Origin of the sequence: Cytobacillus oceanisediminis (assembly GCF_022811925.1) — a bacterium.
GTDB classification, from domain to species: Bacteria; Bacillota; Bacilli; order Bacillales; family Cytobacillaceae; genus Cytobacillus; species Cytobacillus oceanisediminis_D.
In genome coordinates this window covers 1,880,187-1,904,563 of the sequence record NZ_CP065511.1, presented here as the reverse complement: position 1 = coordinate 1,904,563, position 24,377 = coordinate 1,880,187, and the positions used below count along the sequence as shown (strand labels likewise).

The 24,377-nt window shown below is 39.5% G+C and carries 27 protein-coding genes; 10 read left to right on the top strand and 17 right to left on the bottom strand.

What is annotated here, in order from left to right; genetic code table 11:
- The first annotated feature begins 2 nt into the window (after positions 1-2).
- On the top strand, positions 3-188 hold the full coding sequence (locus IRB79_RS09815; protein ID WP_243508282.1) for a YlaF family protein: 186 nt from the start codon (positions 3-5) through the stop codon (positions 186-188).
- 38 nt (positions 189-226) lie between these two features.
- On the opposite strand, the gene IRB79_RS09810 is transcribed toward IRB79_RS09815, so the two are convergent.
- The 3 genes from IRB79_RS09810 to IRB79_RS09800 form a co-directional block, all read right to left on the bottom strand.
- Entirely contained in the window at positions 227-697 is a 471-nt protein-coding gene (locus IRB79_RS09810) for a GNAT family N-acetyltransferase (RefSeq protein WP_243508281.1), read from the bottom strand.
- The gene (locus IRB79_RS09805) at positions 684-1,484 is read right to left on the bottom strand and encodes an inositol monophosphatase family protein (RefSeq protein WP_243508280.1); all 801 of its coding nucleotides are present in this window, start codon (positions 1,482-1,484) and stop codon (positions 684-686) included. Before IRB79_RS09805 ends, IRB79_RS09810 begins: the two co-directional genes overlap by 14 nt.
- Before the next feature lie 225 nt (positions 1,485-1,709).
- Positions 1,710-1,904 carry a hypothetical protein gene (locus tag IRB79_RS09800; protein WP_035328635.1) on the bottom strand — a complete coding sequence of 65 codons (195 nt, stop codon included), beginning with the start codon at positions 1,902-1,904 and terminating at the stop codon, positions 1,710-1,712.
- 195 nt (positions 1,905-2,099) lie between these two features.
- Here IRB79_RS09800 and IRB79_RS09795 point away from each other — a divergent pair, with 195 nt between their 5' ends.
- Complete coding sequence (locus IRB79_RS09795) at positions 2,100-2,720, top strand: YktB family protein (protein WP_243508279.1); 621 nt, start codon at positions 2,100-2,102, stop codon at positions 2,718-2,720.
- Positions 2,721-2,798: 78 nt separating this feature from the next.
- Here the strand turns inward: IRB79_RS09795 and IRB79_RS09790 are convergent, their stop codons facing one another.
- The gene (locus tag IRB79_RS09790; RefSeq protein WP_113881800.1) at positions 2,799-3,074 is read right to left on the bottom strand and encodes a UPF0223 family protein; all 276 of its coding nucleotides are present in this window, start codon (positions 3,072-3,074) and stop codon (positions 2,799-2,801) included.
- A 50-nt stretch (positions 3,075-3,124) separates the two neighbouring features.
- Complete coding sequence (locus IRB79_RS09785) at positions 3,125-4,087, bottom strand: NAD(P)H-dependent flavin oxidoreductase (protein ID WP_243508278.1); 963 nt, start codon at positions 4,085-4,087, stop codon at positions 3,125-3,127.
- Between the two features lie 328 nt (positions 4,088-4,415).
- Here IRB79_RS09785 and IRB79_RS09780 point away from each other — a divergent pair, with 328 nt between their 5' ends.
- Entirely contained in the window at positions 4,416-5,885 is a 1,470-nt protein-coding gene (locus IRB79_RS09780) for an aminotransferase class I/II-fold pyridoxal phosphate-dependent enzyme (RefSeq protein WP_221877667.1), read from the top strand.
- Positions 5,886-5,930: 45 nt separating this feature from the next.
- Here the strand turns inward: IRB79_RS09780 and IRB79_RS09775 are convergent, their stop codons facing one another.
- Positions 5,931-6,065, bottom strand: coding sequence for a GapA-binding peptide SR1P (locus IRB79_RS09775; protein ID WP_243508277.1), 135 nt, complete (start codon positions 6,063-6,065; stop codon positions 5,931-5,933).
- A gap of 212 nt (positions 6,066-6,277) precedes the next feature.
- Positions 6,278-6,577, bottom strand: a complete 300-nt coding sequence (locus IRB79_RS09770; protein WP_009330973.1) for a DUF3055 domain-containing protein — start codon at positions 6,575-6,577, stop codon at positions 6,278-6,280.
- A gap of 173 nt (positions 6,578-6,750) precedes the next feature.
- On the opposite strand from IRB79_RS09770, the gene IRB79_RS09765 reads away from it, so the two are divergent.
- Entirely contained in the window at positions 6,751-7,185 is a 435-nt protein-coding gene (locus IRB79_RS09765; RefSeq protein WP_243508276.1) for a DUF1885 family protein, read from the top strand.
- 38 nt (positions 7,186-7,223) lie between these two features.
- Here IRB79_RS09765 and IRB79_RS09760 read toward each other — a convergent pair whose 3' ends face one another.
- Positions 7,224-8,084 (bottom strand): polysaccharide deacetylase family protein, encoded by an 861-nt coding sequence (locus tag IRB79_RS09760; RefSeq protein WP_243508275.1) that lies wholly within the window; start codon positions 8,082-8,084, stop codon positions 7,224-7,226.
- A 370-nt stretch (positions 8,085-8,454) separates the two neighbouring features.
- Between IRB79_RS09760 and IRB79_RS09755 the strand changes: the two genes are divergently transcribed.
- Positions 8,455-9,978 carry a glycine betaine uptake BCCT transporter gene (locus IRB79_RS09755; protein ID WP_243508274.1) on the top strand — a complete coding sequence of 508 codons (1,524 nt, stop codon included), beginning with the start codon at positions 8,455-8,457 and terminating at the stop codon, positions 9,976-9,978.
- Positions 9,979-10,029: 51 nt separating this feature from the next.
- On the opposite strand, the gene IRB79_RS09750 is transcribed toward IRB79_RS09755, so the two are convergent.
- Entirely contained in the window at positions 10,030-10,275 is a 246-nt protein-coding gene (locus tag IRB79_RS09750; protein WP_009330977.1) for a hypothetical protein, read from the bottom strand.
- A 288-nt stretch (positions 10,276-10,563) separates the two neighbouring features.
- Between IRB79_RS09750 and IRB79_RS09745 the strand changes: the two genes are divergently transcribed.
- Positions 10,564-10,950, top strand: a complete 387-nt coding sequence (locus IRB79_RS09745; protein ID WP_243508273.1) for a small peptidoglycan-associated lipoprotein — start codon at positions 10,564-10,566, stop codon at positions 10,948-10,950.
- 48 nt (positions 10,951-10,998) lie between these two features.
- Here IRB79_RS09745 and lpdA read toward each other — a convergent pair whose 3' ends face one another.
- From lpdA to IRB79_RS09720, 5 genes are all read right to left on the bottom strand, one after another.
- Complete coding sequence (gene lpdA / locus IRB79_RS09740) at positions 10,999-12,408, bottom strand: dihydrolipoyl dehydrogenase (protein WP_243508272.1); 1,410 nt, start codon at positions 12,406-12,408, stop codon at positions 10,999-11,001.
- Positions 12,409-12,414: 6 nt separating this feature from the next.
- The gene (locus tag IRB79_RS09735; RefSeq protein WP_243508271.1) at positions 12,415-13,761 is read right to left on the bottom strand and encodes a dihydrolipoamide acetyltransferase family protein; all 1,347 of its coding nucleotides are present in this window, start codon (positions 13,759-13,761) and stop codon (positions 12,415-12,417) included.
- Positions 13,762-13,848: 87 nt separating this feature from the next.
- The gene (locus IRB79_RS09730; protein ID WP_243508270.1) at positions 13,849-14,826 is read right to left on the bottom strand and encodes an alpha-ketoacid dehydrogenase subunit beta; all 978 of its coding nucleotides are present in this window, start codon (positions 14,824-14,826) and stop codon (positions 13,849-13,851) included.
- A 3-nt stretch (positions 14,827-14,829) separates the two neighbouring features.
- Positions 14,830-15,945 (bottom strand): pyruvate dehydrogenase (acetyl-transferring) E1 component subunit alpha, encoded by a 1,116-nt coding sequence (pdhA, locus tag IRB79_RS09725; protein ID WP_243508269.1) that lies wholly within the window; start codon positions 15,943-15,945, stop codon positions 14,830-14,832.
- A gap of 606 nt (positions 15,946-16,551) precedes the next feature.
- Positions 16,552-17,220, bottom strand: coding sequence for a YkyA family protein (locus IRB79_RS09720; RefSeq protein WP_243508268.1), 669 nt, complete (start codon positions 17,218-17,220; stop codon positions 16,552-16,554).
- Positions 17,221-17,484: 264 nt separating this feature from the next.
- Here IRB79_RS09720 and IRB79_RS09715 point away from each other — a divergent pair, with 264 nt between their 5' ends.
- Positions 17,485-17,619, top strand: a complete 135-nt coding sequence (locus tag IRB79_RS09715) for a YjcZ family sporulation protein (protein WP_243508267.1) — start codon at positions 17,485-17,487, stop codon at positions 17,617-17,619.
- Between the two features lie 170 nt (positions 17,620-17,789).
- The gene (gene def, locus IRB79_RS09710) at positions 17,790-18,341 is read left to right on the top strand and encodes a peptide deformylase (RefSeq protein ID WP_243508266.1); all 552 of its coding nucleotides are present in this window, start codon (positions 17,790-17,792) and stop codon (positions 18,339-18,341) included.
- 67 nt (positions 18,342-18,408) lie between these two features.
- Here the strand turns inward: def and IRB79_RS09705 are convergent, their stop codons facing one another.
- Positions 18,409-19,185 carry a Cof-type HAD-IIB family hydrolase gene (locus IRB79_RS09705; protein WP_221877656.1) on the bottom strand — a complete coding sequence of 259 codons (777 nt, stop codon included), beginning with the start codon at positions 19,183-19,185 and terminating at the stop codon, positions 18,409-18,411.
- A gap of 580 nt (positions 19,186-19,765) precedes the next feature.
- Here IRB79_RS09705 and IRB79_RS09700 point away from each other — a divergent pair.
- Together IRB79_RS09700 and rnjA are read left to right on the top strand one after the other, a co-directional pair.
- Entirely contained in the window at positions 19,766-19,978 is a 213-nt protein-coding gene (locus IRB79_RS09700; RefSeq protein WP_113881784.1) for a DNA-dependent RNA polymerase subunit epsilon, read from the top strand.
- 3 nt (positions 19,979-19,981) lie between these two features.
- Positions 19,982-21,649: a ribonuclease J1 gene (gene rnjA, locus IRB79_RS09695; protein WP_009330987.1), complete on the top strand. Its 1,668-nt coding sequence runs from the start codon at positions 19,982-19,984 to the stop codon at positions 21,647-21,649.
- 110 nt (positions 21,650-21,759) lie between these two features.
- On the opposite strand, the gene IRB79_RS09690 is transcribed toward rnjA, so the two are convergent.
- Complete coding sequence (locus IRB79_RS09690; RefSeq protein ID WP_243508265.1) at positions 21,760-22,419, bottom strand: potassium channel family protein; 660 nt, start codon at positions 22,417-22,419, stop codon at positions 21,760-21,762.
- 127 nt (positions 22,420-22,546) lie between these two features.
- The gene (locus IRB79_RS09685; protein WP_243508264.1) at positions 22,547-24,370 is read right to left on the bottom strand and encodes an ABC transporter ATP-binding protein; all 1,824 of its coding nucleotides are present in this window, start codon (positions 24,368-24,370) and stop codon (positions 22,547-22,549) included.
- Positions 24,371-24,377 lie beyond the last annotated feature (7 nt).

Sequence of the window (24,377 nt, the reverse complement as noted above, 5' to 3'; positions counted from 1 at the left end):
TTATGAACAAAATCAAGTGGCCTTTATTAGCCTTTGCGATTGGGGCAGCTCTATGCATGATGGGCATAGGCGTTGCTATAGCTGAAAGAAGCATTATAGGGATGATCTTTGCCATCATTGCTTTAATTTTTGTAATGGGATACGGTTTCAAAACAAAGAAGAAAATGAGGGAAGACGGTTTATTATAGAAACGGCTTAAAAGCTGCAGCTCTGCGCTGCAGCTTTTTCAGATTAATGGACAGACCATTATTAAGAAGTCTTTTCCATCGGGATAAGCCTCCATTTTGAATTGCTCAAAACCGGCATCAGCTAAAAAATATATCCAATTGTGCCGGTTTTCAGGAACACCCGCAAAGAAAGACTTTTCTCCTTTTTCCTTTAATTCTGCGGCTAACAGCTCGATAACCTTAGTGCCGATACCTTTCCTGCGAATATTGTTCTTAACCAGAATGGTACCCAGCCATGGTTTCCGGTTAGAAGGAGATGAATTCACATGGAATGTGACGGCTATCCGTTCTCCATCAAGCCTCCAAATTCTCCACTCCCCATTCAGTTCCTGATACCTGGCCATATAATCCCTTAGGTTATGCCCGCTTTTTTCTTCTTCTTCCCAAGCAGCACTATCCTTGATGACCTCTAAAAAAAATGGCAAGTCTTCATCTGTGAACCTGCTGCTTGATATATTACCAATTGCCATTTTTTAAGTATTCTTTCATAATTTCCTGATGTAACCCTGGCTTAGAGACAAAAACAGAATTGTTTTCAAGATAGTTCAGCGGATCACCTTTAACGGTTGTTGCAATTCCTCCCAATTCCTCAATCATGATGACACCAGCGGCGAAATCCCATGGAGCCAGACGCATTGTTATGTATGCATCAACCCTCCCGGATGCAATATATGCCATTTCAATTGCTGCTGAACCATAGGATCGGGTTCCTCTTGCATTTCTTACGAGGGGAGCCAGGAGTGATGGATCAATTCTTCTATTTTCCGTAACCCACGTAGCATTCAATCCGATTATTGCCTTTGATACATCCGTTTCCTTTAATGGCGGAAGTTTCAATTCATTCATGAAAACACCCTGCCCCTTCATGCAATGATATAACTCATCATGGACTACATCATAAATTAATCCAATTTTCCCCTTTCCATTTTCATAGACGCCTACTGATATCGCAAAGTTTCTCTGCTGATGGACAAAATTCATTGTTCCGTCAATTGGATCAATAATCCAGACAATCCCTTCCATATCGCTTAACTTATCACCGAAACCCTCTTCACCAAGGATTCGATGGCCAGGATATTTTTCATTAATATTTTTTATGAAGAATTGTTCTGTTTCCTGATCTATATCTGTCACTAAATCGTTTGCATTTGACTTGGTGGTGATGGTCAAAGTTTTGCTGAAAGAATTTTTAATATTCTCGCCGGCCTCTCTAATCAAGGCTTTGGCATATGTATGAATTTCACTCCAATTTGTCATTGGTCCGCCCTCCGCTTGGTATATCATTAAAATATAACTAGCTTAAATGAATTAGCAAGGTTCTTCAAGTTATATACTTTCCTATGATGAGGGTTATCATTTGCAGTTAAAAATAATTGCCAAAATAATAAACGAACTCCTCATGTAATCAGGGAGTCCGTTTCTAATTATTCTTTCTTTTCATTTGCATTTTTTCTGCCTTTTCTCCTTTATTCACAATTCATCTTAAAGTGCTTTTAATCTAAGAAGTTCCTGCCTGATTTTTTCAAGCTTTAGTTTTGATTGCTTCTGGAGATCTTCATTTTTTTCTGACATGGCATCAAACAAAGTAGCTAACTCATAATCCATTTCCAGCCTTAAGACCGCTGTTCTTTCCCTATCACCATTTTTCTTTTTCACTGTATTCATAAGTTGTTTCATTAGACAGTACACCCCTTCCAATAGTGTTTAATTTTCTGATTATTTTTACTATTATCATATGAAGGACAATTCTCAGTTGCAACTAATTTGTGCGATAACCTAAAACTTTATTTAGTCTCTTCATTAGTGCTTAAAATTTTTGGATTGTTCGAGGTTATGCTACAATATTTGACAAAGCATATAGGAGGTTAGCTTATGTCTTTTTCTGGTTTTACAAACGATGATTTCGATGTCTTTAAAATAGATGGACTTGATGAAAGAATGGACAGGTTAAAATCTGTTATTAGGCCAAAGTTAGAAGAGTTGGGACGCCATTTTGCACCCTCTCTCTCAAACCTGTCCGGAGATGAAATGTTTCCTCATGTTGCTAAGCATGCGAGAAGAACAAAGAATCCGCCAAATGATACTTGGGTCGCATTTGCAAGCAATGCAAGGGGATACAAAATGCTTCCTCATTTCCAGATAGGTTTATGGGAAACGCATGTCTTCATCTGGTTTGCCATCATCTATGAAGCACCGAATAAAGCTGCTGCAGGCAAGTCTTTTGAGAACAGCCTGGATAAATTTTATAAAGAAATACCCAAAGATTATGTCTGGTCCGGCGATCACACAAAACCAGATGCTGTTCCGCATAATCAAATGTCAAAAGAAGAATTGAAATCCATGTTTCAGCGCCTGCAAAATGTAAAAAAAGCTGAAATTCTTTGCGGCTATCATATTTCACGAGAAGATGCCGTTCATTTGTCACCTGATCAGTTTATTGAAAAAGCTGAATCTGTATTTAGAAATTTATTACCCCTATACAAAATGGCATAAACATGTTTCGCATAACGTGGATTAGGCAGTTCAAAAAAACAAAACCTTCAATATGAAGGTTTTGTTTTTTTACTAAGTCTATTTCTGCATTCTTACTTTATCCCCTGCTGAACGTTCTTTGGCCAATTTAACTGTCCGGTAAGAGGAATAGCCGCTTTGTTCTTCAAATTCATCACAGATGTTTTTCTCCTGGGCTTTTCCCGGAACGATTTCCTTAAAGCGTCTATATGCATTCATGAATTGTTCCCGCTCAATTCCTTTTTCGTATGCCATTTCAATGCTTTCAAAGTATTTAATAACGTCAACTATTTCTTCTGTTGACCAATCCTGGTCAATCGGGTACTGATATTCCATTTCACTTCACCTCATTTATGATAATCATGATGCATTTTCACATTATTTTATCAATATTTAACCCATCTCCCCCTAATTGATTCTCCTTCTGTAATGATCCGCTGGAATAGTTCTTCAACAGAGGGGATATCCTTAATTAATCCCATAACTTGTCCAGCCCATGCAAATCCTTCACGGTCGTTCCCTTCATATATATATTTTTTATTAGCATTCCCGCTAATGTAGTCTTTTAACTGCTCATAGCCGCCGTTTTGTTTTTCGATTTCGAGTATTTTTTCCGACCATGAGTTAGCGATAACCCTTGCAGGTGCACCTATAGTTCTTTTTATTACTACTGTGTCATTTTCTGTTCCTTCGACTAAACGATTTTTATATAATTCAGAAGCATGGACGCATTCCTTAGTCGCAACAAATCTTGTCCCCATCTCAATGCCCTCTGCTCCAAGACTTAATGCTGCCATCAGGCCCCTGCCGTCTCCGATTCCTCCTGAGGCAATCACAGGAATGGATACAGCATCAGCCACCTGAGGAACTAGAACGAAGGTTCCAATATCATCCCTGCCTAAATGTCCGCCGCCTTCCTGCCCGACAACCATCACAGCATCGGCCCCAAGTTCCTCTGCCTTTACTGCCTGCCGTTTTGCCGCCACAAGTACAAGTTTCTTAACATTTACACCCTTTAATTGATCAAAAATAGGCGCAGGATTACCCCCTGTCATAGAAATAACAGGAACTTCTTCTTCAATTGCAACATCCAGGTAGTGAGAAAATAGCCTTCCATGCTGTCCAATAGCAAAATTAACCCCAAATGGCTTATCTGTCAATTTCTTAACCTTTTGGATCTCGTCTCTTAATTTTTCCGGGCTGCTGAGAGACATTGCGGTAACCTGCCCTAATCCTCCTGCATTTGAAACAGCTGCAGCCAAATCTGAATAGGCAAGATGGGCAAGGCCGCCCTGTATAATTGGATATTTAATTTTTAATAATTCTGTCACACGTGTGTTCCAGTTCATTTATATACCCTCCATTTCTTCCTAACTTTTTATTTCTATTTATAAGGTTTAAATTCCTGTTAACTTCTAAAACTAATGGCAAACCGAAATATGGAGGCGACTGCCCAGGGACGACAAGCATAAGACGAGCCCTGCAAGGAGGTGTTCTTTCCTTCTGGAAGGGATTGGCAAGTCCTTCGCCCCTAGGAGCGGTAACTAGACAGGCTTTAACAGAATGAATATGCAATAAAACTTTCTATGCAAAGGGATTGAATAATGCTATAATGCAAATGTTTTATAACAACATGAGCATATTGAAATATTATTATTAAAGAGGTGTGGGAATAAGTTGTCTCAATACAAAACACCGCTGTTCAGCGGTTTGCTTGCACACGCAAAAAAGGATCCGGTACAGTTTCATATACCTGGCCACAAAAAAGGTGCCGGGATTGATCCGGAATTCAGGGAATATATTGGTGATAATGCACTCGCTATTGACCTGATCAACATTGGTCCCCTTGATGATCTTCATCAGCCCAAAGGCATTATAAAAGAAGCACAGGATCTTGCAGCAGAGGCCTTTGGGGCAGATAAAACATTCTTCTCTGTACAAGGAACGAGCGGAGCCATCATGACCATGGTTATGGCTGTCTGCGGGCCCGGGGATAAAATCATTGTTCCGAGGAATGTTCATAAATCCGTCATGTCTGCAATTGTGTTTTCAGGGGCAACCCCTATTTTTATACACCCTGAAATTGATGAAAACTTGGGTATATCTCACGGTATAACAACTGAATCAGTCTCTAAAGCCCTGGAACTTCATCCGGATGCCAAAGGGGTTTTAGTGATTAATCCTACTTATTTCGGTATTTCTGCCGATCTAAAAAAAATTGTAGAAATAGCCCATTCATACAATGTGCCTGTACTTGTGGATGAAGCCCATGGTGTGCATATTCACTTCCATGACGAGCTTCCATTATCAGCCATGCAAGCCGGCGCTGATTTAGCAGCAACATCAGTCCACAAACTGGGCGGGTCCATGACACAAAGTTCAATCTTAAATATGAAAGGGAATCTTGTTTCGGCCAAAAGGGTACAATCCATTTTAAGCATGCTGACAACAACTTCCACTTCTTATTTATTGCTTGCCTCCTTGGATGTTGCCAGAAAACGTCTTGCCACTGAAGGAAAGGAACTTATTCAAAAGACTATTGATTTGGCCCAATCCATTCGCCGCCGCATCAATGAAATTGACCGGCTATATTGTGTCGGTGAAGAAATACTGGAAACAAAAGCGGCGCATGACTACGATCCGACCAAATTGATTATTTCTGTCAAAGAACTTGGCATGAATGGTTTCGATGTGGAAAATTGGCTTCGGGAACATCATAATATTGAAGTAGAAATGTCCGATTTATATAATATTCTTTGCATCGTTACCCCAGGCGACACTGAAAGAGAAGCTGATATTTTAGTTTCCGCTCTTGCCGAACTCGCTAATGAGCGCAAAGGGAATACTGAAAAGCTTGAAACTCAAGTGCTGCTGCCTGATATTCCCGTTTTATCGCTTACACCTCGTGACGCATTTTATGCTGATACAGAACTGGTTCCATTTGACGAGTCAGAAGGAAGAATTATCGCCGAATTCATCATGGTTTATCCACCCGGAATACCTATATTTATTCCAGGAGAAATCATTACTAAGGAAAACCTGCGTTATATAAAAACGAATATGGAAGCGGGACTTCCAGTACAAGGACCGGAAGATTACGACTTCAAATATCTTCGCGTTATTGAAGAGCACCGGGCCATCAGATAAAAATGCAAAAGAGCCTTCCATTTTTAGGAAAGGCTCTTTTTATTATTAGCGGCTATTTTTAGTATTCTCTGTTTTTTCTCCGTCACAGCAATTGCATTTTTTTGAATATAATACAGTTACTTTTTCATCCTCAAAGTGATCAATAGTTGAATTGCAAGCCTGGCATACGATTGTACCCATCTTTTCATTCTCCTTTTCAATGAGTTTTAGTGGTAATTGAAAGCGCTTTATCTATAAATCAATAATAATATAACATTATTAAATTATCAAGCCTAATTGTATAACATAATTATTGTTTTTTATTGGTATTTACGTTAATAGCATTTATAGACATTTATTAATAGTATGACATAATAAAAAAAACAGACCAATTCGGCCTGTTTTTTTATTGTTTAATCGTATTGTTCTTCGAAACGCGCACCAGGGATTGCTTCTATGAAAAACTCGCTTAAATCAGCCGCCTGTTCATATAAATCAAGCTTAAATGCCTTTTGCAAGTATTCGATGTCTTCGAGATCTTTAGGGTCGAGGAGAGTTGAGCGGCCGGTCTGCATACAAATAACCAGAGGCTTAGAGAAGAAGAGGTTTGTATAAACAATTCCAAAATCATAACGTGTTGACTCGGTCGTAAAGCCAACAAAACGGACATTCACGTTTTCATGCTCATCATAGAGCTTCTCAAAATAATCCATAAAATTCCTCCTTTTAAATAAGTATTTAGAATATTATTATAATTCAAAATAGGCGCTTTGACAAGTAATTTAAATTTACCTTACTATTTTAAGTTGTCATAAGATTTTATCTAATGCTAGAATGAAGGAGAATGTTCATTACCATAATTATGGGGATAATGGGGGGAAAGAAGTTGGCAGCTAATTCTTTTATCAAGCTGGTTCCTTCATCAGTTAAGGAAAATATATCAACAGAAGAGCTAAAAGAACTTTTTTTATATTATAAGGATATTACAGGCAAAACAGGCAGCCAGATTAAATGGGAATATAATGATGCTGCTTTTCCTTATGAGATTAAAGAGAAGCCTGAAGCAAAAGGAACCTGGTTTTACCTAAATTCAGAACATGACCGATATAACGCCATATTGCTTGGCATTAATAAAGAATTAGTTAGAGAGGATGACGGTTCTGAACGGGAACAGGCGTACATACAGGTTACATTGCCGGAAGGTGCAACATTTGGAGATAAAGGTAAAGCAAATGAATTATGCAAATTTCTCGCTAAAAAGCTGCAAGGTGAATTACATCTCTTCAATGGAAGAATCATGTACTTTTATAACAGAAAATAATTGATTTCAAAAAACGTTGAGAACAGCAGCTGCTGTTCTCATTCTATTTCCTGGCTGATCCGAGCGGGATCGACTGGCGTAAATCCTTTATTCTGCAGCCCTTTCACAATATCCTCTAATGCTTCTTTTGTCCATTGCCTATCATGCATTAATAAATTTGCACCATTCACTAAATAAGGTGAATTAATCATTATTTCTGCTAAAGCTTCTTTTGATTGATATTCCTTTTCCCAGTCATACCCGTATGTCCAATTCATAAGGAGCATGTTTTCATCTTTAGCAACCTCTCTGCTGTAATCTGTAATGGATCCGAATGGTGCCCGGAAGAATTTTGGCCTCTCTCCAATAATCTCTTCAACTCGATCATTAAGACCAACAATCTCTTTATATTGCTGTGCCTCGGATAAGGTTTTCAGGTTGGGGTGGCTATATGTGTGATTACCAATAGCAAAACCAAGTTCATGAATATCCTTCAAAACTTTTGCTTCTTCCGGAGTATCAATGAAATGCCCATTAACAAAAAAGATGGCCGGCGTTGAAAGTTTTTTTAAGATCCTGGCCATCTCCAATGCATTTTTATCCGGAGCATCGTCAATGGTCAGTAATACAACTTTTGGGTTGGCCTGATTCACTGGTTCTATTGTCCAATTATTTGAATTTATCTTGTATTGCGGCTTTGATAAGGTTACTGCTTCTTCTTTCGGCTCTTCTTCGGCTTCGCCTTTGTTCTTCTCCGATTTGGATTCATGAACTTTAGAATGATCATCCGAATTATTTTTTTCTTGCTTATTCTCTTCTTTTTCCAATTCAGATTGCTTACTTTCAACCGCAATAAAATCCGTACATGCAGCCAGAATTAGTAAGAAAAAAACACCTATTATAAGTCCTGTTATTCTCATATCGGCCTCCTCTAGTGCATATTCCTTTAAACTCACCCCAATAAGTGTTAGTATGTAAAATGGCCTTTTTAAAAGAGTTGTTCCCCTTTTTGACACCTTACCATTATCTACTGATTTTACCCGAAATAGGTCCGTTTTGAACATTCAAAAGTAAAATTTAGAATTCAGTTTGGATCTATACATCCTTTGGATTTTACATAGGCGATCTTTTTCGGGAAGCTGCTCTCCCCTGCTGAGCTTCAAAATGCTTTAAAAAATCAAACTATAACTGTCAGGAAAGCGGGATACTTATTTTCCTGCATTTTTAGGATCGGGAGTTTTACAGAATTATTTTATTTAGGTTCATTTTATTAAGAATTGGAGGGATTTGATGAAGAAACTGACACCCGTTTTTACGGTATCAGTCATATTCACAGCAATATTTATTTTATGGGGACTTGTCCCGGAGACCATACTGCCAAAAGGCAACCTTGATTCTGTTACAGCAACTGTTCAAGGATTCATATTGGAGAAGTTCGGCTGGTTTTACCTTTTATCAGCTTCTATCTTTTTAATTTTTTCAATCCTATTAGCATTCAGCAAATATGGGAATATTCGTCTGGGTAAGGATTCAGATAGGCCTGAATATAGCTACTTAACTTGGTTTGCCATGCTTTTCAGTGCCGGGATGGGAATTGGCCTGGTTTTTTGGGGAGTGTCGGAACCTATGTATCACTTTTATGCACCTCCCTTTCTGGAAGGACAGACACCAGAAGCAGCAAGAGCTGCCATGAGATACTCCTTTTTCCATTGGGGTCTTCACCCTTGGGCTATTTATGCTGTCATTGGACTTGCACTCGCTTATTTCCAGTTCAGAAAAGGAGCACCGGGAGTTATCAGCTCCATTTTGAGGCCAATTTTAGGGAGCAAAGTGGACGGGCCTCTGGGTGTATTAATTGATTTTATTGCCGTCTTTGCAACTGTTTTCGGGGTTGCGACATCATTAGGCCTCGGTGCCATTCAGATTTCAGGAGGACTTTCTGGAATATTCGACAGTATCGGTAATAATTTCACCACTCAATTAATTATTATTGTCGTTGTAACGATCTTGTTTATGTTTTCAGCACAAACCGGTTTAAACAAGGGAATAAAATATTTAAGTAATTTAAATATTATCTTAGCAATATCTTTATTGTTATTTCTGCTGTTTGTTGGTCCGTCTAACTTTATTATGGATCTGTTCACAACGACGATTGGCTCTTATCTTCAAAATCTTCCATCCATGAGCTTTAGGCTCAGCCCTTTTGATCAGGAGCTGACATGGTTTCAGGATTGGACCATTTTTTATTGGGCATGGTGGATTGCCTGGGCGCCGTTTGTCGGTACGTTCATAGCCAGAATATCCCGTGGAAGGACAATAAGAGAATTCGTCATTGGTGTGCTTGCTGTTCCAACTCTATTTGGAGCCCTTTGGTTCTCTGTTTTTGGAGGAACAGGTATATACCTTGAATTCTTCGAGGCTAAGCCTATCATGGAAACAATCGAGCAGCAGGGAATGGAAGTAGCACTGTTTACTGTGTTCGATAACTTCCCTTTCAGCACTGTTCTTAGCTCATTGGCTATTTTCTTAATCAGTACATTCTTTATTACTTCTGCAGACTCAGCTACTTTTGTTCTAGGGATGCAGACGACAAACGGAAGCCTGAACCCTCCGGGTAAAGTGAAATTTGTCTGGGGCATTATTCAATCAGCATCTGCAGCCATCCTTTTATGGACTGGAGGTCTGGAAGCACTCCAAAGGGCTTCCATTATAGCTGCACTTCCTTTTACCGTCATTATGCTTCTAATTGTGGTATCGCTGGCTAAATCGTTTAAAGAAGAAGTCACCCCGAAAAAAACAGCTGATAAAGCCTAATAAAAATCGGCACCTGCAAAAGGTGCCGATTCTTTATATTTTCTCGTAACTTTACCAATGAGACAAGTAGGACATTGCAAAATGGAAAGATGCATATAAGCTTAAGCTCATAACAGTTACCATAAATGTTTTTTTAGCAGACTTAATTACCCAATTTCCAATGTTTATTGCCAAATAGAAAAAAACAAAAAACATAATGACTTTATATATGAGCTGGTCATATTTTGACAGCCATTCAATGAAAGTATATCCGCTCCAAATTAACATCTGCAGCAAAAGAGCTGTATAAATCTTCATGCACTCCACCACCAAATTTTTTAATCCTTACCCTTTATTTTAATAGAAGAAACACTTGTGTATGTAATATATGTTGAAAAGGATATTCTTATTTTTCATTTCTGTAACATTTGAATGACAAGCCAAAATTTTCTTTCACTATATGATAAAATACTCATAAATATTAGGTGCTTATTATGAATTGCTCACTAACTGTTAGAAGACTGGCAAATTACCGAGACTTCTATACTACTTCAGATAAAACGATCTTATGTCATACGGTGGAATTTATAATAAAGTGAGGGCAAAATGATGAAAGGTCTGCCGCTGATATTAATTACTGCACTCTTGTTTGTGACCTCTTCATGCAATCATAAGGAAGTAAAAAAAGAGCTGAAGATAGACGATAGTGTTAAACAGCTCATTTTTTTCACGGATAATAAACAATATGAACAGGAAATATCCTATTATGATGCCATCATCGAATTAAAGAGAAGCTATCCGGATCTGATCAAGAATATGAAAGTCATAACAGCATCAGAATCCAGCCATATAAGCAATTATAATGTAGAAAACTGCCCTGCCATGCTGCTGGTATATCAAGATAAAGTGATTGTAGAAATTAAAGGCACTGTACCTAAAGAGAAGATTATTAATCCGCTTGCCGATGCAATGGATGAAAAGGACAAAAAGTAGTCATCATATACAAAAAAAATCCTCCCTGGCAAGGAAGGATTTTTTTAATTATTTTACTATATGAATTGGGCTTCCAATAGCAACTTCTGCTGCTTCCATTGTGATTTCGCCCAATGTTGGATGAGCATGAATAGTCATGGCAAGATCTTCTGCAGTCATGCCTGCTTCAATAGCCAATCCAAGCTCAGCAATCATATCAGATGCACTTGCACCAGCGATTTGCGCACCGATTACAAGGCCATCCTCTTTGCGTGTCACTAGCTTTAAAAAACCGTCAGTAGAATCAAGTGCAAGGGCACGGCCATTGGCTGCGAATGGGAACTTCGCTGCCATTACTTCGATTCCTTCTTCTTTAGCCTGCTGCTCGGTATATCCTACAGAAGCCAATTCAGGCTCTGAGAATACCACAGCTGGGATAGCTAAGTAATCAATTTCTGCGTTATGGCCTGCAATTGCTTCTGCAGCAATCTTACCTTCGTAAGAAGCTTTATGAGCCAATTGAGGACCTGCAACAATATCACCAATAGCATAAATGTTGCTTACATTCGTACGGCATTGTTTATCGATTTCAATAACACCGCGTTCAGTCATCTTAATGCCGGCTTGCTCTAAGCCCAGTTCGTCTGTATTTGGACGTCTTCCAACCATTACAAACACATAATCTGCATCAAGAGATTTCTCTTCGCCTTTTTCTTCAAACTTAACGGTAACTCCATTTTCATTCTCTTCAACACCTTTAGCAAGTGCCTTCGTAATGAATTCAACGCCTTTTTTCTTTAAGTTCCGTTTGACAAGAGATGACATCTGCTTCTCAAAGCCGATAAGGATATCATCTGCACCTTCAAGAATCGTTACTTGGGAACCAAAGTTCGCATAAGCTCCTCCAAGTTCAATTCCAATAACACCGCCGCCAATAACGACGATTTTCTCTGGAATCTCTTGAAGTGCAAGGGCACCTGTTGAATCAAGAACACGTTTAGAGAATTTAAACGTTGGCAATTCAATTGGACGAGATCCTGTAGCAATGATCGCATTTTTAAACGTATAAGTTTGTGCGGAATTATCATCCATTACACGAAGGGTATTCGCATCAACAAAGTAAGCTTCACCGCGTACGATGTCAACTTTATTGCCCTTTAAAAGACCTTCTACTCCACCAGTAAGCTTCTTTACTACACCGGATTTAAATTCTTGTACTTTTGTGAAGTCAACTTTTACGTTTTCAGCTGTAATACCCATTACATCCGAGTGCTTTGCATTTTCGTAGCGGTGGCCTGCTGCGATTAAAGCTTTTGAAGGAATACATCCAACGTTTAAGCAAACTCCGCCCATATTAGCTTTTTCTACGATTGTAACTTTTTGTCCAAGCTGTGCTGCACGAATCGCTGCAACATATCCACCAGGACCCGCACCAATGACTATAGTATCTGTTTCGATTGGGAAATCTCCTACTACCATTTGTTATTACGCCTCCATTAACAATAGTTCTGGATCGTTCAGTAAACGCTTGATGTGATTTAATGCATTTTGTGCAGTTGCTCCATCAATAATTCTGTGGTCAAAGCTTAGTGACAATGCCAATACTGGAGCAGCAACAATTTCTCCATCCTTCACTACTGGCTTTTCAGCAATGCGGCCAATTCCAAGAATGGCAACTTCAGGATGATTGATAACCGGAGTAAACCATTGACCGCCGGCAGAACCGATATTTGTAATTGTGCATGAAGCACCCTTCATTTCATCTGGAGCAAGCTTGCCATCACGCGCTTTACCAGCTAGCTCATTGATTTCATTTGAAATGGCAAATGTAGACTTGCGGTCTGCATCCTTAACAACTGGTACAAGAAGACCTTTTTCAGTATCCGCTGCAATACCGATGTTGTAGTAATGCTTCTGGATGATTTCACCCGCTGCATCATCGATTGAAGTGTTAAGTGCTGGGAATTCACGCAATGCACTTGTTAAAGCTTTTACCACATAAGGAAGGAATGTAAGCTTAATTCCTTTGTTAGCTGCAACTTCTTTAAACTTCTTGCGGTGTGCAACAAGTTTCGTAACATCAATTTCATCCATTAATGTTACGTGTGGAGCTGTATGCTTAGAGTTTACCATAGCTTTTGCAATTGCTTTACGGATTCCGCTCATTTTCTCGCGAGTTTCTGGATATTGTCCAGCAGGAATCGCCTGTGCAGCTGCCGGTGCAGTTTCTTTTGCTTCAGCTTTTGGTGCGTCTTCTTTAGCAGTGGCTTCAGCAGCTTTTGCTCCGCCATTCTGGAATGCATCAATATCATCTTTCTGGATGCGTCCATTTTTGCCGCTTCCAGCTACCTGGCGAATATCTACACCTTTGTCACGAGCGTATTTTCTAACAGAAGGCATAGCAATAATGCGGCGGTTAGGATCTACATCCGTCTCGGAAATAACTACTCCTTCTTTTGGTGCATCTTGTGCAGGAGCTTCTTCCTTCTTCACATCCTGGCCAGCTTCAGCAGTTGCCTGTACTTGCGCTTCTGTTTTTTCTTCTTTAGGAGCCTCATCTTCATGGTCTCCCTTGAATTTAAGGTCTTCATATCCTGGAGCATCAAAAGTAATCAATACTTGACCTACAGTTGCTACTGTACCTTCTTCAACAAGGATTTCTTCAACTTTACCTTTAACTGGGGAAGGAATCTCTACAACCGCTTTATCATTTTGAACTTCACAAAGCACGTCATCTTCTTGTACTTCGTCACCTGGCTTTACAAACCACTTGACGATTTCACCTTCATGGATACCTTCACCGATATCAGGCAATCTAAATTGGAATGCCAATGGAATTCACCCTCCTATTATTTCGATCGTTCATAGTAAAACACGTCAGGGGGATATTTTCCCCCTTGTGTCATCAGTCATATGCGATTAAAATTCAAGAACTTTTTTAGCAGTTACGATAACATCTTTATAGTTAGGAAGCCAAACTGTTTCAGCTTGCGGGAAAGCAAATACAGTATCTGGTGCAGCTACACGGAGAACTGGTGCTTCCAGGCTGAGAATTGCACGATCATTGATTTCCGCAACGACATTTGCTGCAATACCAGCTTGCTTTTGTGCCTCCTGAACAACAATTGCTCTTCCTGTCTTTTCAACAGAAGCAATGATTGTTTCAATATCAAGAGGAGCAACTGTACGCAAGTCGATTACTTCAACAGACTTGCCTTCTTTTTCAAGCTCTTCAGCCGCTTTTAGTGACTCATGAACCATTGCGCCATAAGTCACAATTGTAAGGTCTGAGCCTTCACGTTTTACTTCTGCCTTGCCAAGCGGAATTGAATATTCCTCTTCTGGCACTTCCTGGCGGAAAGAACGGTATAATTTCATGTGCTCAAGAAAGATAACAGGGTCGTTATCACGGATAGCTGAAATAAGAAGCCCTTTCGCATCATATGGAGTTGATGGAATTACAACCTTTAACCCTGGCTGCTGAGCCATAAGGCCTTCTAGGCTGTCCGCATGCATTTCAGGAGTATGTACGCCTCCTCCGAATGGTGAACGGATTGTAACCGGTGCACTGTATCTTCCCCCGGAGCGATAACGCATACGCGCCAGCTGGCCGGAGATAGAATCCATTACTTCATAAACGAATCCAAAGAATTGAATTTCAGGAACTGGACGGAAGCCCTGTAAACCAAGACCGACTGCCAGACCGCCGATTCCGGATTCAGCTAGCGGTGTATCAAATACACGCTCTTCGCCGAATTCTTTTTGAAGGCCTTCGGTAGCACGGAAAACGCCGCCGTTTACGCCCACATCTTCACCGAATACCAATACATTCGGATCGTTGCGCAATTCTGTGCGAAGAGCATCAGTAATTGCCTGAATCATTGTCATTTGCGCCATGGCTTACTTCGACTCCTTTTCTTTGTATATTTCATACTGTTCTTTTAGGTTGTAAGGCATTTCTTCATACATGATGTTCATAAGGTCAGTAACCTTTTGCTTAGGTGTATCATCAGCCTTTTTAATAGCTTCTTTAATATCTTCTTTTGCTTGTTCAATTACTTCGTTTTCCATATCTTCATTCCAGATTCCCTTATCTTCAAGGAACTTGCGGAAACGAACAAGCGGATCTTTCTTTTCCCATTCATTATCAAGATCAGAAGTACGGTAACGCGTTGGATCGTCACCGGCCATTGTGTGCGGTCCGTAACGGTAAGTCAACGTTTCGATTAATGTAGGACCTTCACCATTCAGTGCACGTTCACGAGCTTCGCGAACAGCTGCATAGACAGCAAGCGGATCCATGCCATCAACCTGTATTCCAGGAATACCGGCAGCCACTGCTTTTTGTGCAATTGTTTTAGCTGCTGATTGTTTTTCAACAGGAGTAGAGATAGCAAAACGGTTATTTTGCACAATAAAGATAGCAGGTGCTTTGAATGCTCCTGCAAAGTTGATGCCTTCATAAAAGTCACCTTGTGAAGCACCGCCGTCGCCAGTATAAGTGATGGCAACTTTCTTTTCGCCGCGCTTCTTCATTCCAAGGGCGACCCCTGCAGTCTGAATATATTGAGCTCCAATAATAATCTGAGGTGAAATGACATTTACACCTTCAGGGATGTTTCCGCCTTCGAAGTGTCCGCGGGACCATAGGAAAGCCTGGTATAACGGAAGGCCGTGCCAAATGATTTGAGGCACGTCGCGATATCCTGGAAGAATGAAATCTTCTTTCTCCAATGCAAAATGAGATGCAAGCTGAGAAGCTTCCTGTCCGGCAGTAGGAGCATAGAAGCCCAAACGGCCTTGTCTGTTAAGTGAAATGGATCGCTGATCAAGAATGCGCGTATATACCATACGGCGCATTAATTCCTGAAGCTGCTCATCGTTTAAGTCAGGCATTGCTGATTCATTAACAACCTTGCCTTCTTCGTTTAAAATTTGTAGAGTTTGGAACTGTTCTTCAACTGTTTCGAGCTGTTTTTTAGCATCGAATTGTGCCTTCTTTGTTTTAGAAGCCATATCAGTCACCCTTTCCTTTCATAAAAAGACGTTAATTAAGAGTTTTTATACACAAAATTTAGGTTACCCAAAACGAAGCCATATTAGATACTCTTTCAAAGGCATAAAGTTTTCTCTTTCAGGCATGTTTTATTAAGCATCTCTAAATAGCAGAACGTTCGTTTCTGCCATATGCATACTTTTAAATAGTGTTCCACAGATCACTTCTAAAAAAACGTCTTTCTGTTCATCTTTAACTATCATATTCTGTATCAGTTTATTTTGCAACATAATTGATACAGAAATAATTACGAGATTTAGTTTAATACACCTTTAAGACCTTAGTCAATTACCTTGCCTTTTGTTTTTCACAGTTTGCATACTTTTTATATTTTTTATTGATAATCAAAACTGTATTATCGGCTTTTTTACATCTGTACTATAAAAAACTCTTATATTTTGATGTGTTATAGTAAAGAAAAGCCGCCTGTCATTATCTTAAAATAAAAAGTACTGCTCTCAGGAAGAAAGCGGATTCATCATGTGCCGCCGTTTCCTTCCATTCTTTTGCTTTAAGAATAGCCAAAAAGCAAAAAAATGCCGGACATTAATATGCCGGCATTAATATTATTTTTCTGTATTTATTTCAAGACCTGCTTCTTTATAGAAATCCAGTTTAGCTTCATTATACTCTTTTGTTTTTTCATTGAACTGCTTATTTGAAGCCAGTATCTTTTCATACATGTCATTTATTTTGCTTACCTGGTCTTCCAGCTGTTCTAGAGTAAGATCTTCCTTTTTAAACATGGCATATAACTCTTTATCTAATTGGGTCGCTTTCGAATAATCCTCGTAAAGAGTGTCATGGATTTTATACCTGTCCATCATAATTTCATATAGTTCTTTGGCTTTATCTTTCAATTTTTGATCCTCTATCTCCTCTATGATCGGAGATAATGATTCAAATTCTTTTTTTGACGCCTGGATGCTTTCCTGCTCTTTCTCCATATGAGTTACCCGCTGCTCCACAATAGAGGAAGCTTCATCAGACAGCTTTTTAATTTCCTCGAAATCCTTCATTCCCAGGTTGATAATTTTATCGTATAATTCCTTTTCTCTTTTCTCCAGCTTCACGAGCGGTTCTTGCTGCTTTTCAAAATCCTTTTCTTTAGCTACTACATTCTCCAGCACATCATACATTTTTTCCTCGGGATCAGGACTGTTCATACAGCCTGTGAGGATGAAAGCCCCTATGATAAAAACAAGCAGCAGTCTGCTTTTGTTCAAAATCGACACGTTGAAACCTCCTTACTAATAACATTTTTAACTATAAAGGTACCTGCCCGGTTTGACAATAGCCCTTTGGTTTGACACTCTTCGCACCATTGCAGAGCTTGTCCTTATTTCACGTATAATTTAAATCTATTCACTTCATTTTTCCTTTATGACTTGGGCAAGGGCCTACACCAAACATCATATGAAACATAGGCTATATTAATCGTCCGATGCGGCAAGTCAAAAAAAATGGACGATAATCTTACTTTAGGGAGGTTATCCTTCATGTACGGATATGGCGGATACGGTTATGGATGCGGTTATCCAGTAGCAGGAGCCGGCTGCGGCAGTGGTTTTGCGTTAATTGTAGTATTATTCATTCTCTTAATCATAGTTGGCTGCGCTTGCTGGAAGTTTTAATTACTTGAGAAGGTGCCAAAGGCGCCTTCTCTTATTAACTTTTTTGCCCCGCTCTGATAGACTGAATATAATTAAATAGACACATGGCTTTTTTGGTCTATGCCATTTGATCTTCTTGCCAATAATTTAGCCATTTTTCTATTCTTTATTACTTAGCGGGAGTGATAATCATGCTGAGCATGAAAGATATTATTCGCGACGGCCACCCAACTTTAAGGAAAATTGCCGCGGAAGTGAACATGCCTCCATCTGCAGAAGAAATACAAATCTTAAAAGAAATGATGGAATATGTAAAAAACAGCCAGGATCCAGAGCTTTCTGCAAAATATGGCTTAAGGGCTGGCATTGGTTTAGCTGCTCCTCAAATTAATATTTCGAGGCGGATGATCGCTGTTCATGTAACCTATAACCAGGAGCTATACAGTTATGCTCTCTTCAACCCTAAGATCATCAGCCATTCTGTGCAGCGTTCTTATCTGGCTGCAGGAGAAGGCTGTCTATCTGTTGATGAATTCATACCCGGTTTTGTGCCCAGATATGCAAAAGTGACTGTAAAAGGTACCGATCTGGAGGGCAATGAAGTAAAACTCAAGCTCAAAGAGCTCCCAGCCATTGTATTTCAGCACGAAATTGATCATCTCAACGGAATCATGTTTTACGATCACATCAATAAACAAAATCCGTTTCAGCCAATTGAAAATGCAATTGCTATAGAACGGTAGATTGCTGCTGCATAGCATAACAAAAGGAAAGCCTCCAGCTAATTAAACGGATGCTTTCCTTCATTTGCTATATTAATTGAAGTTCCTTTAGTCCCTTCCAAATTCCTTCATCGTCCACGCCGGAGGTTACATGGTCTGCTGCCTTCTTAACCACATCTTCTGCATTGCCCATTGCTATCCCAGTTCCGACAGCGTTCAGCATCTCTATATCATTTAGTCCATCTCCAAACGCGTATACATCCTTCAAATCAAACCCAAGCCTTTTTATCATTTGTTTTATCCCCTCAGCTTTAGACCCGCCTGCAGGCAAAACATCAACAGAGTATGGATGCCATCTGATAAAGCCAAAATCAGGATATATAGAAGAAGAAATATACTTTTCCTCATCCTTTTCCTCACAGAACAGCAGCGATTGATATAATTCCCTGCCGCTGTAAAACTCACGATCTTCCTCAGGATGCGGAAACTTTAAGCTGCCCATGCTTTTCTCAATAAAGGCATGGTGGTGTACGGAAGATTTCATCGTTTTCTCATTCATAAACACCAAAGGATGTCCGTTTGACTGTGCATGAAGATATAGCTTTTCAATCTCAGATGATTTAAGAGGATTTCGATAAATGGGTTCGTTTTCGAATACAACATATTGGCCATTAAAGCTGACAAATGAATCAATATCAAGTTCGCTGCGAAGACTTTCAAACATGAAAGGCGCCCTGCCGGTGGCAATTGCCACGAAAGTTCCGTTCTTTTTCAGCTTGCCGATTGCCTCTTTCGTACTGTCCGGCAAGTTTTTATCGTGATCCAATAAGGTCCCGTCTATATCAAAGAAAACAATCTTTTTCATTTTAAAATTAACTTCCTTTCAAGCGTTATTTTGCTGGCTGCTATTACATGATTTATCGTAATAAAACACTAAACCCACAAAGTTAAAAAGTCAATTTCCTTGCTATTAACATATAGTGTTTCCATTTTTACCCACGAGAGATTTAACTATTTTACCATATAATATAATTAAGAAAAGCGGAAGCGCCTTGCCCTAGACAGTTATTAAAAAGAGACCTCATTATTTACAAAAATCTGTTTAAAACGCCCTTGCTGCCTTTACTTTGGACAAGGATAGTTTAAAATAGAAAGTAAGGAGTTGATCCACTATGTTAAAGAAGCTGAGAAAGAAGCTTTTAAAACAGTGGAATGAAATGCTTCGAAAAAAATCTATTGCCTGACAAATTTGAGCCCTTCAAACTTGCGAAGGGCTCCTTCCTTATTGTAAATTGGTTATCAGTATACTTTTTTACATAGATTCGGGAGCATATTAGCACTGAGAAGAATTTATTATTCATATCCGGCAGGAAAAAACATGTAATACATGTTATTATTTTATATATTAGATAAAAGATTTTTTATCGGATTAAGGAGAGATAGAAATGATTTTCAAGGTATATTATCAGGATTCTAAGACAGAGGTACCGGTTAGAGAAAAAACAAAAACTATTTTTGTGGAAGGCGATTCTGAAAGAGACGTACGCAAAAAACTGGCTGACCGCAACTATAATATTGAATTTGTAACATCTGTCCAAGGAGAATTCCTGGAATATGAAAAACAAAATGAAGACTTTAAAGTATTGGAGATTGAGTAATTTATGAAATTTGTTAAAAATGATCAAACAGCCGTCTTTGCCCTGGGCGGACTGGGTGAAATCGGAAAAAATACTTACGCTGTGCAATTTCAGGATGAAATTATCCTGATTGATGCTGGAATTAAATTCCCTGAGGACGAACTTCTCGGAATCGATTATGTTATTCCTGATTACACTTACTTAGTGAAAAACGAAGATAAGATCAAGGGATTATTTATCACTCATGGACATGAAGACCATATCGGAGGAATTCCATATCTCCTAAGAGAAGTTAACATCCCGGTCTACGGCGGAAAGCTGGCCCTTGGCCTACTGAGAAATAAACTTGAAGAACACGGACTCTTGAGACAAACCACTCTTCATGAAATCAAGGAAGACGATATCATTAAGTTCAGAAAAACTTCCGTGACTTTTTTCCGGACGACTCACAGTATCCCTGATTCATATGGCATCGTTGTTAAAACACCGCCTGGTCAAGTTGTTCACACTGGGGACTTCAAATTCGACTTCACTCCTGTGGGAGAACCGGCCAACCTGACAAAAATGGCTGAAATAGGAAAGGAAGGCGTCCTTTGCCTGCTTTCTGACAGCACAAACAGCGAAATACCTGAATTCACCATGTCTGAACGCCGAGTTGGCGACAGTATTCATGATATCTTCCGCAAAGTTGAAGGACGGATTATCTTTGCCACTTTCGCTTCTAATATCCACCGTCTACAGCAGGTGACTGAAGCGGCCGTCACGAATGGGAGAAAAATTGCTGTTTTTGGAAGAAGCATGGAAGCAGCTATAAATATCGGACAGGAATTAGGTTATATTCAGGCACCAAAAGACACCTTTATTGATGCGCATCAAATTAATAGACTTCCAGCCAACCAGGTGACTATCCTATGTACAGGAAGCCAGGGAGAGCCCATGGCGGCCCTATCAAGAATTGCTAACGGAACGCATCGCCAGATCCAAATCATTCCTGGCGACACTGTTGTATTCTCTTCTTCACCTATTCCCGGGAACACAATTAGTGTCAGCAGAACTATTGACAGACTTTCCCGTGCAGGTGCAGAAGTCATTTATGGCAAATTAAGCGATATTCATACATCCGGTCATGGCGGCCAGGAAGAACAAAAACTAATGCTTCGTTTAATTAAGCCAAAATTCTTCATGCCGATTCATGGTGAATACAGAATGCAGAAAATGCATGCCAAATTAGCTGTGGATTGTGGAGTGGATGAAGAGAACTGCTTTATCATGGACAATGGTGAAGTCCTGGCCCTCAGCGAAGATTCTGCTCAAGTAGCAGGAAAAATACCGTCTGGTTCTGTCTATATTGATGGAAGCGGAATCGGTGATATCGGCAATATCGTTTTACGGGACCGCCGCATTCTTTCTGAAGAAGGTTTAGTGGTTGTCGTAGTGAGCATCAATATGAAGGATTTCAAAATTGCCGCCGGTCCTGATTTAATTTCCCGCGGATTCGTCTACATGAGGGAATCCGGAGATTTAATCAATGATGCACAGGCACTTATTACAAAACACTTAAGCAAGGTAATGGAACGCAGAACAACTCAATGGTCAGAAATCAAGAATGAAATCACTGACACACTTGCACCATTTCTTTATGAAAAAACAAAGCGTCGTCCAATGATTTTACCGATTATCATGGAAGTTTAAAAAACCTCCAGGGCATGCCCCATTCCTTTTTAAACCTAATTTGGGAATGTGTGGAGCTTTTATATGAAAAAGGCTGTATCGCTCGTTTGAGAGATACAGCCTTTTTCAAATTAAGACATCACTTTCTTTTCAAAACGGTTGATATCTACGTCTGCTCCAATAACAATAAGGATGTCGTCAAATTGTATTTTTTCATTCGCCTGCGGAGATACGATAATTTCATTTTTTCTTTTGATTGCAACAATGTTGATTCCGTACTTTGCACGGATATCAAGATCAATAATGCTATGGCCAGCAAGTTTTTCATTAGCCACGATTTCTACTATACTATGCTCATCCGATAGTTCCAAATAATCCAGAACATTATTTGAAACGATACTATGGGCAATCCTTCTGCCCATATCCCTTTCAGGATGAACAACATGATCTGCCCCTATTTTCCTCAATACCTTTTCATGATAATCATTTTGAGCTTTAACCGTAATCTTTTTTACTCCTACCTCTTTTAAAATTAAAGTGGTCAGGATAGAGGCCTGAATATTATCGCCGATCGCCACTATAACATGGTCAAAATTGCGTATTCCCAAACTCTTGATAACGGATTCATCCGTGGTATCGCCAACCACTGCGTGCGAAGCGATTCTCGCAAATTCGTTCACACGGTCTTCATTTACATCAATCGCCATTACTTCCATGCCTTCTTCAGCCAGAGCATGGCAGATGCTTCCTCCAAAACGTCCAAGTCCGATAACAGCAAATTCTTTTTTCATCCTATCTTCCCCCAGCAAAGTTAGCAATATAGACAATAATACCATAATAGCACATACAGGAGTCTTTCCATAATATGTTCCTTCCTGACAAAATAAAACCTCCGCTCGGAGGTTTCATTTTGTTGATTCACATTGCATCAAGCATATTGAATTGCGCTTTAACCAAATGATAATATTCACCTTTTGCATTCATCAATTCTTCATGATTTCCTTGTTCTAATATATTTCCATGATCCAGCACAAAGATTTGATCGGATTCACGGATCGTAGATAGCCTATGGGCAATAATAATGGCCGTTCTGCCCTTCAGAAGTGTTTTTAAAGCATGCTGAATTTTCACCTCTGTCTCAGTGTCAATACTGGCAGTAGCTTCATCAAGTATAAGAATGCGCGGATCTGCAAGCAAAGCACGGGCAAAAGAGAGGAGCTGCCTCTCTCCCACTGATAATATATTTCCTCTTTCTTCCACTTCAGTCTCGTATCCCTTTGAAAGTTTTTCAATAAATCCGTGTGCACCAACAGCTTTGGCTGCTTCCACCACTTTTTCGTCAGTTGCATCAGGTCTGCCAAAACGGATGTTATCATAGATTGTTCCAGAAAATATGAAAGTATCCTGCAGCACCACACTAATTTGCTTGCGCAAACTTGATAAGGAAACATCCTTTAAGTCATAGCCATCTATTTTTACAGAACCTCCCGAAGGATCATAAAAACGGCTGATTAAATTCGCTATCGTCGTTTTACCCGATCCTGTATGCCCGACAAGCGCCGCGGTTTGCCCTGCTTTTATCTCAAGAGAAACCCCATTTAAGGCTGTTCTTTTTTCATCATAAGAAAATGTGACATTCTCAAATCCAATCTTCCCTTTTATCTCCTGCAAATGAAAGGCATCGTTCCTTTCTGATACGATTGGTTTCTCATCGAGAAACTCAAAGATTCTTTCAGAGGAAGCCATTCCCATGAGCAGCTGGTTATAAACCATACCAAGCCGGGAAATAGGCTCCCAGAACATCCCTAAATAAAAAGCAAAAGAAACAAATACACCGATCGAGATTGACCCATCCTGAATCAGATGTGCCCCAAACCAAATCAGTACAGCCGTACCCAGGGCATTGGTCAATTCAACCAGCGGCCTGAACATCGCATTTTTCTGGGATGCAATTCTCCAGCTTTCAAAATTTTCAGTATTCACACCATCAAAGAATGCCATATTCTCTTTTTCCTGTGTAAAAGACTGGGTAATCCTTATCCCCTGAATGCTTTCATTTAAGTGAGAATTCAATTTGGATTGTTTTAACCGGACGTTTTGCCATGATCTGCGGATATTTCTCCGCAAACTAGTGGAAATAAAAAACATGATGGGCAGGATGACCATTATAGCCAGAGTCAGTTCAGGGCTAAGTGTAAATAAAATAATAAAAATCCCTGCCAGCATGATCAGATCCATCAGAAGATTTATGACTCCATTGGTAAACAGCTCCTGAAGCGAATTTATGTCATTCATGATCCTTACCAGTATGGATCCTGCCGAACGCTGATCAAAAAAACGATGCGAAAGCGTCTGTACGTGTGTAAATAAATGTTTCCGAAGATCATAAATTACACTTTGGCCAAGCTTATTCATCCATTTAATCCTGTAATAGTTTGCAGCATATGAAATGGTGTAGAGTACCGCAATCACTGAAACCAGAATGGCAAGCAGCTGGCCGTCCTTTTCAATCAAAGCTTTATCTAACGTATACACACCGATTAAGATGGGAATGATCAGCCTGACTGCTGTATTTATTAATACCATAATAATAGAGAGCGGAAGTAAATTTTTTCTGTATGGCTCCATATAACTGAACAAGCGCAGCATCTGCTTCCAATTAAATGGCTTCTCAATGACTTCGTCGGCAGAGTATTGAAATCTATTTAGCACATTATCATTTTTAGTTTTAGTTTTTTTCAAGGAGGCA

Excerpts from the sequence above, each read along its gene's own strand:
- IRB79_RS09815 (WP_243508282.1), top strand. The coding sequence starts at position 3 with ATGAACAAAATCAAGTGGCCTTTATTAGCCTTTGCGATTGGGGCAGCT.
- IRB79_RS09810 (WP_243508281.1), bottom strand. The coding sequence starts at position 697 with ATGGCAATTGGTAATATATCAAGCAGCAGGTTCACAGATGAAGACTTG.
- IRB79_RS09805 (WP_243508280.1), bottom strand. The coding sequence starts at position 1,484 with ATGACAAATTGGAGTGAAATTCATACATATGCCAAAGCCTTGATTAGA.
- IRB79_RS09800 (WP_035328635.1), bottom strand. The coding sequence starts at position 1,904 with ATGAAACAACTTATGAATACAGTGAAAAAGAAAAATGGTGATAGGGAA.
- IRB79_RS09795 (WP_243508279.1), top strand. The coding sequence starts at position 2,100 with ATGTCTTTTTCTGGTTTTACAAACGATGATTTCGATGTCTTTAAAATA.
- IRB79_RS09790 (WP_113881800.1), bottom strand. The coding sequence starts at position 3,074 with ATGGAATATCAGTACCCGATTGACCAGGATTGGTCAACAGAAGAAATA.
- IRB79_RS09785 (WP_243508278.1), bottom strand. The coding sequence starts at position 4,087 with ATGAACTGGAACACACGTGTGACAGAATTATTAAAAATTAAATATCCA.
- IRB79_RS09775 (WP_243508277.1), bottom strand. The coding sequence starts at position 6,065 with ATGGGTACAATCGTATGCCAGGCTTGCAATTCAACTATTGATCACTTT.
- IRB79_RS09770 (WP_009330973.1), bottom strand. The coding sequence starts at position 6,577 with ATGGATTATTTTGAGAAGCTCTATGATGAGCATGAAAACGTGAATGTC.
- IRB79_RS09760 (WP_243508275.1), bottom strand. The coding sequence starts at position 8,084 with ATGAGAATAACAGGACTTATAATAGGTGTTTTTTTCTTACTAATTCTG.
- IRB79_RS09755 (WP_243508274.1), top strand. The coding sequence starts at position 8,455 with ATGAAGAAACTGACACCCGTTTTTACGGTATCAGTCATATTCACAGCA.
- IRB79_RS09750 (WP_009330977.1), bottom strand. The coding sequence starts at position 10,275 with ATGAAGATTTATACAGCTCTTTTGCTGCAGATGTTAATTTGGAGCGGA.
- IRB79_RS09745 (WP_243508273.1), top strand. The coding sequence starts at position 10,564 with ATGATGAAAGGTCTGCCGCTGATATTAATTACTGCACTCTTGTTTGTG.
- lpdA (WP_243508272.1), bottom strand. The coding sequence starts at position 12,408 with ATGGTAGTAGGAGATTTCCCAATCGAAACAGATACTATAGTCATTGGT.
- IRB79_RS09730 (WP_243508270.1), bottom strand. The coding sequence starts at position 14,826 with ATGGCGCAAATGACAATGATTCAGGCAATTACTGATGCTCTTCGCACA.
- pdhA (WP_243508269.1), bottom strand. The coding sequence starts at position 15,945 with ATGGCTTCTAAAACAAAGAAGGCACAATTCGATGCTAAAAAACAGCTC.
- IRB79_RS09715 (WP_243508267.1), top strand. The coding sequence starts at position 17,485 with ATGTACGGATATGGCGGATACGGTTATGGATGCGGTTATCCAGTAGCA.
- def (WP_243508266.1), top strand. The coding sequence starts at position 17,790 with ATGCTGAGCATGAAAGATATTATTCGCGACGGCCACCCAACTTTAAGG.
- IRB79_RS09705 (WP_221877656.1), bottom strand. The coding sequence starts at position 19,185 with ATGAAAAAGATTGTTTTCTTTGATATAGACGGGACCTTATTGGATCAC.
- IRB79_RS09700 (WP_113881784.1), top strand. The coding sequence starts at position 19,766 with ATGATTTTCAAGGTATATTATCAGGATTCTAAGACAGAGGTACCGGTT.
- rnjA (WP_009330987.1), top strand. The coding sequence starts at position 19,982 with ATGAAATTTGTTAAAAATGATCAAACAGCCGTCTTTGCCCTGGGCGGA.
- IRB79_RS09690 (WP_243508265.1), bottom strand. The coding sequence starts at position 22,419 with ATGAAAAAAGAATTTGCTGTTATCGGACTTGGACGTTTTGGAGGAAGC.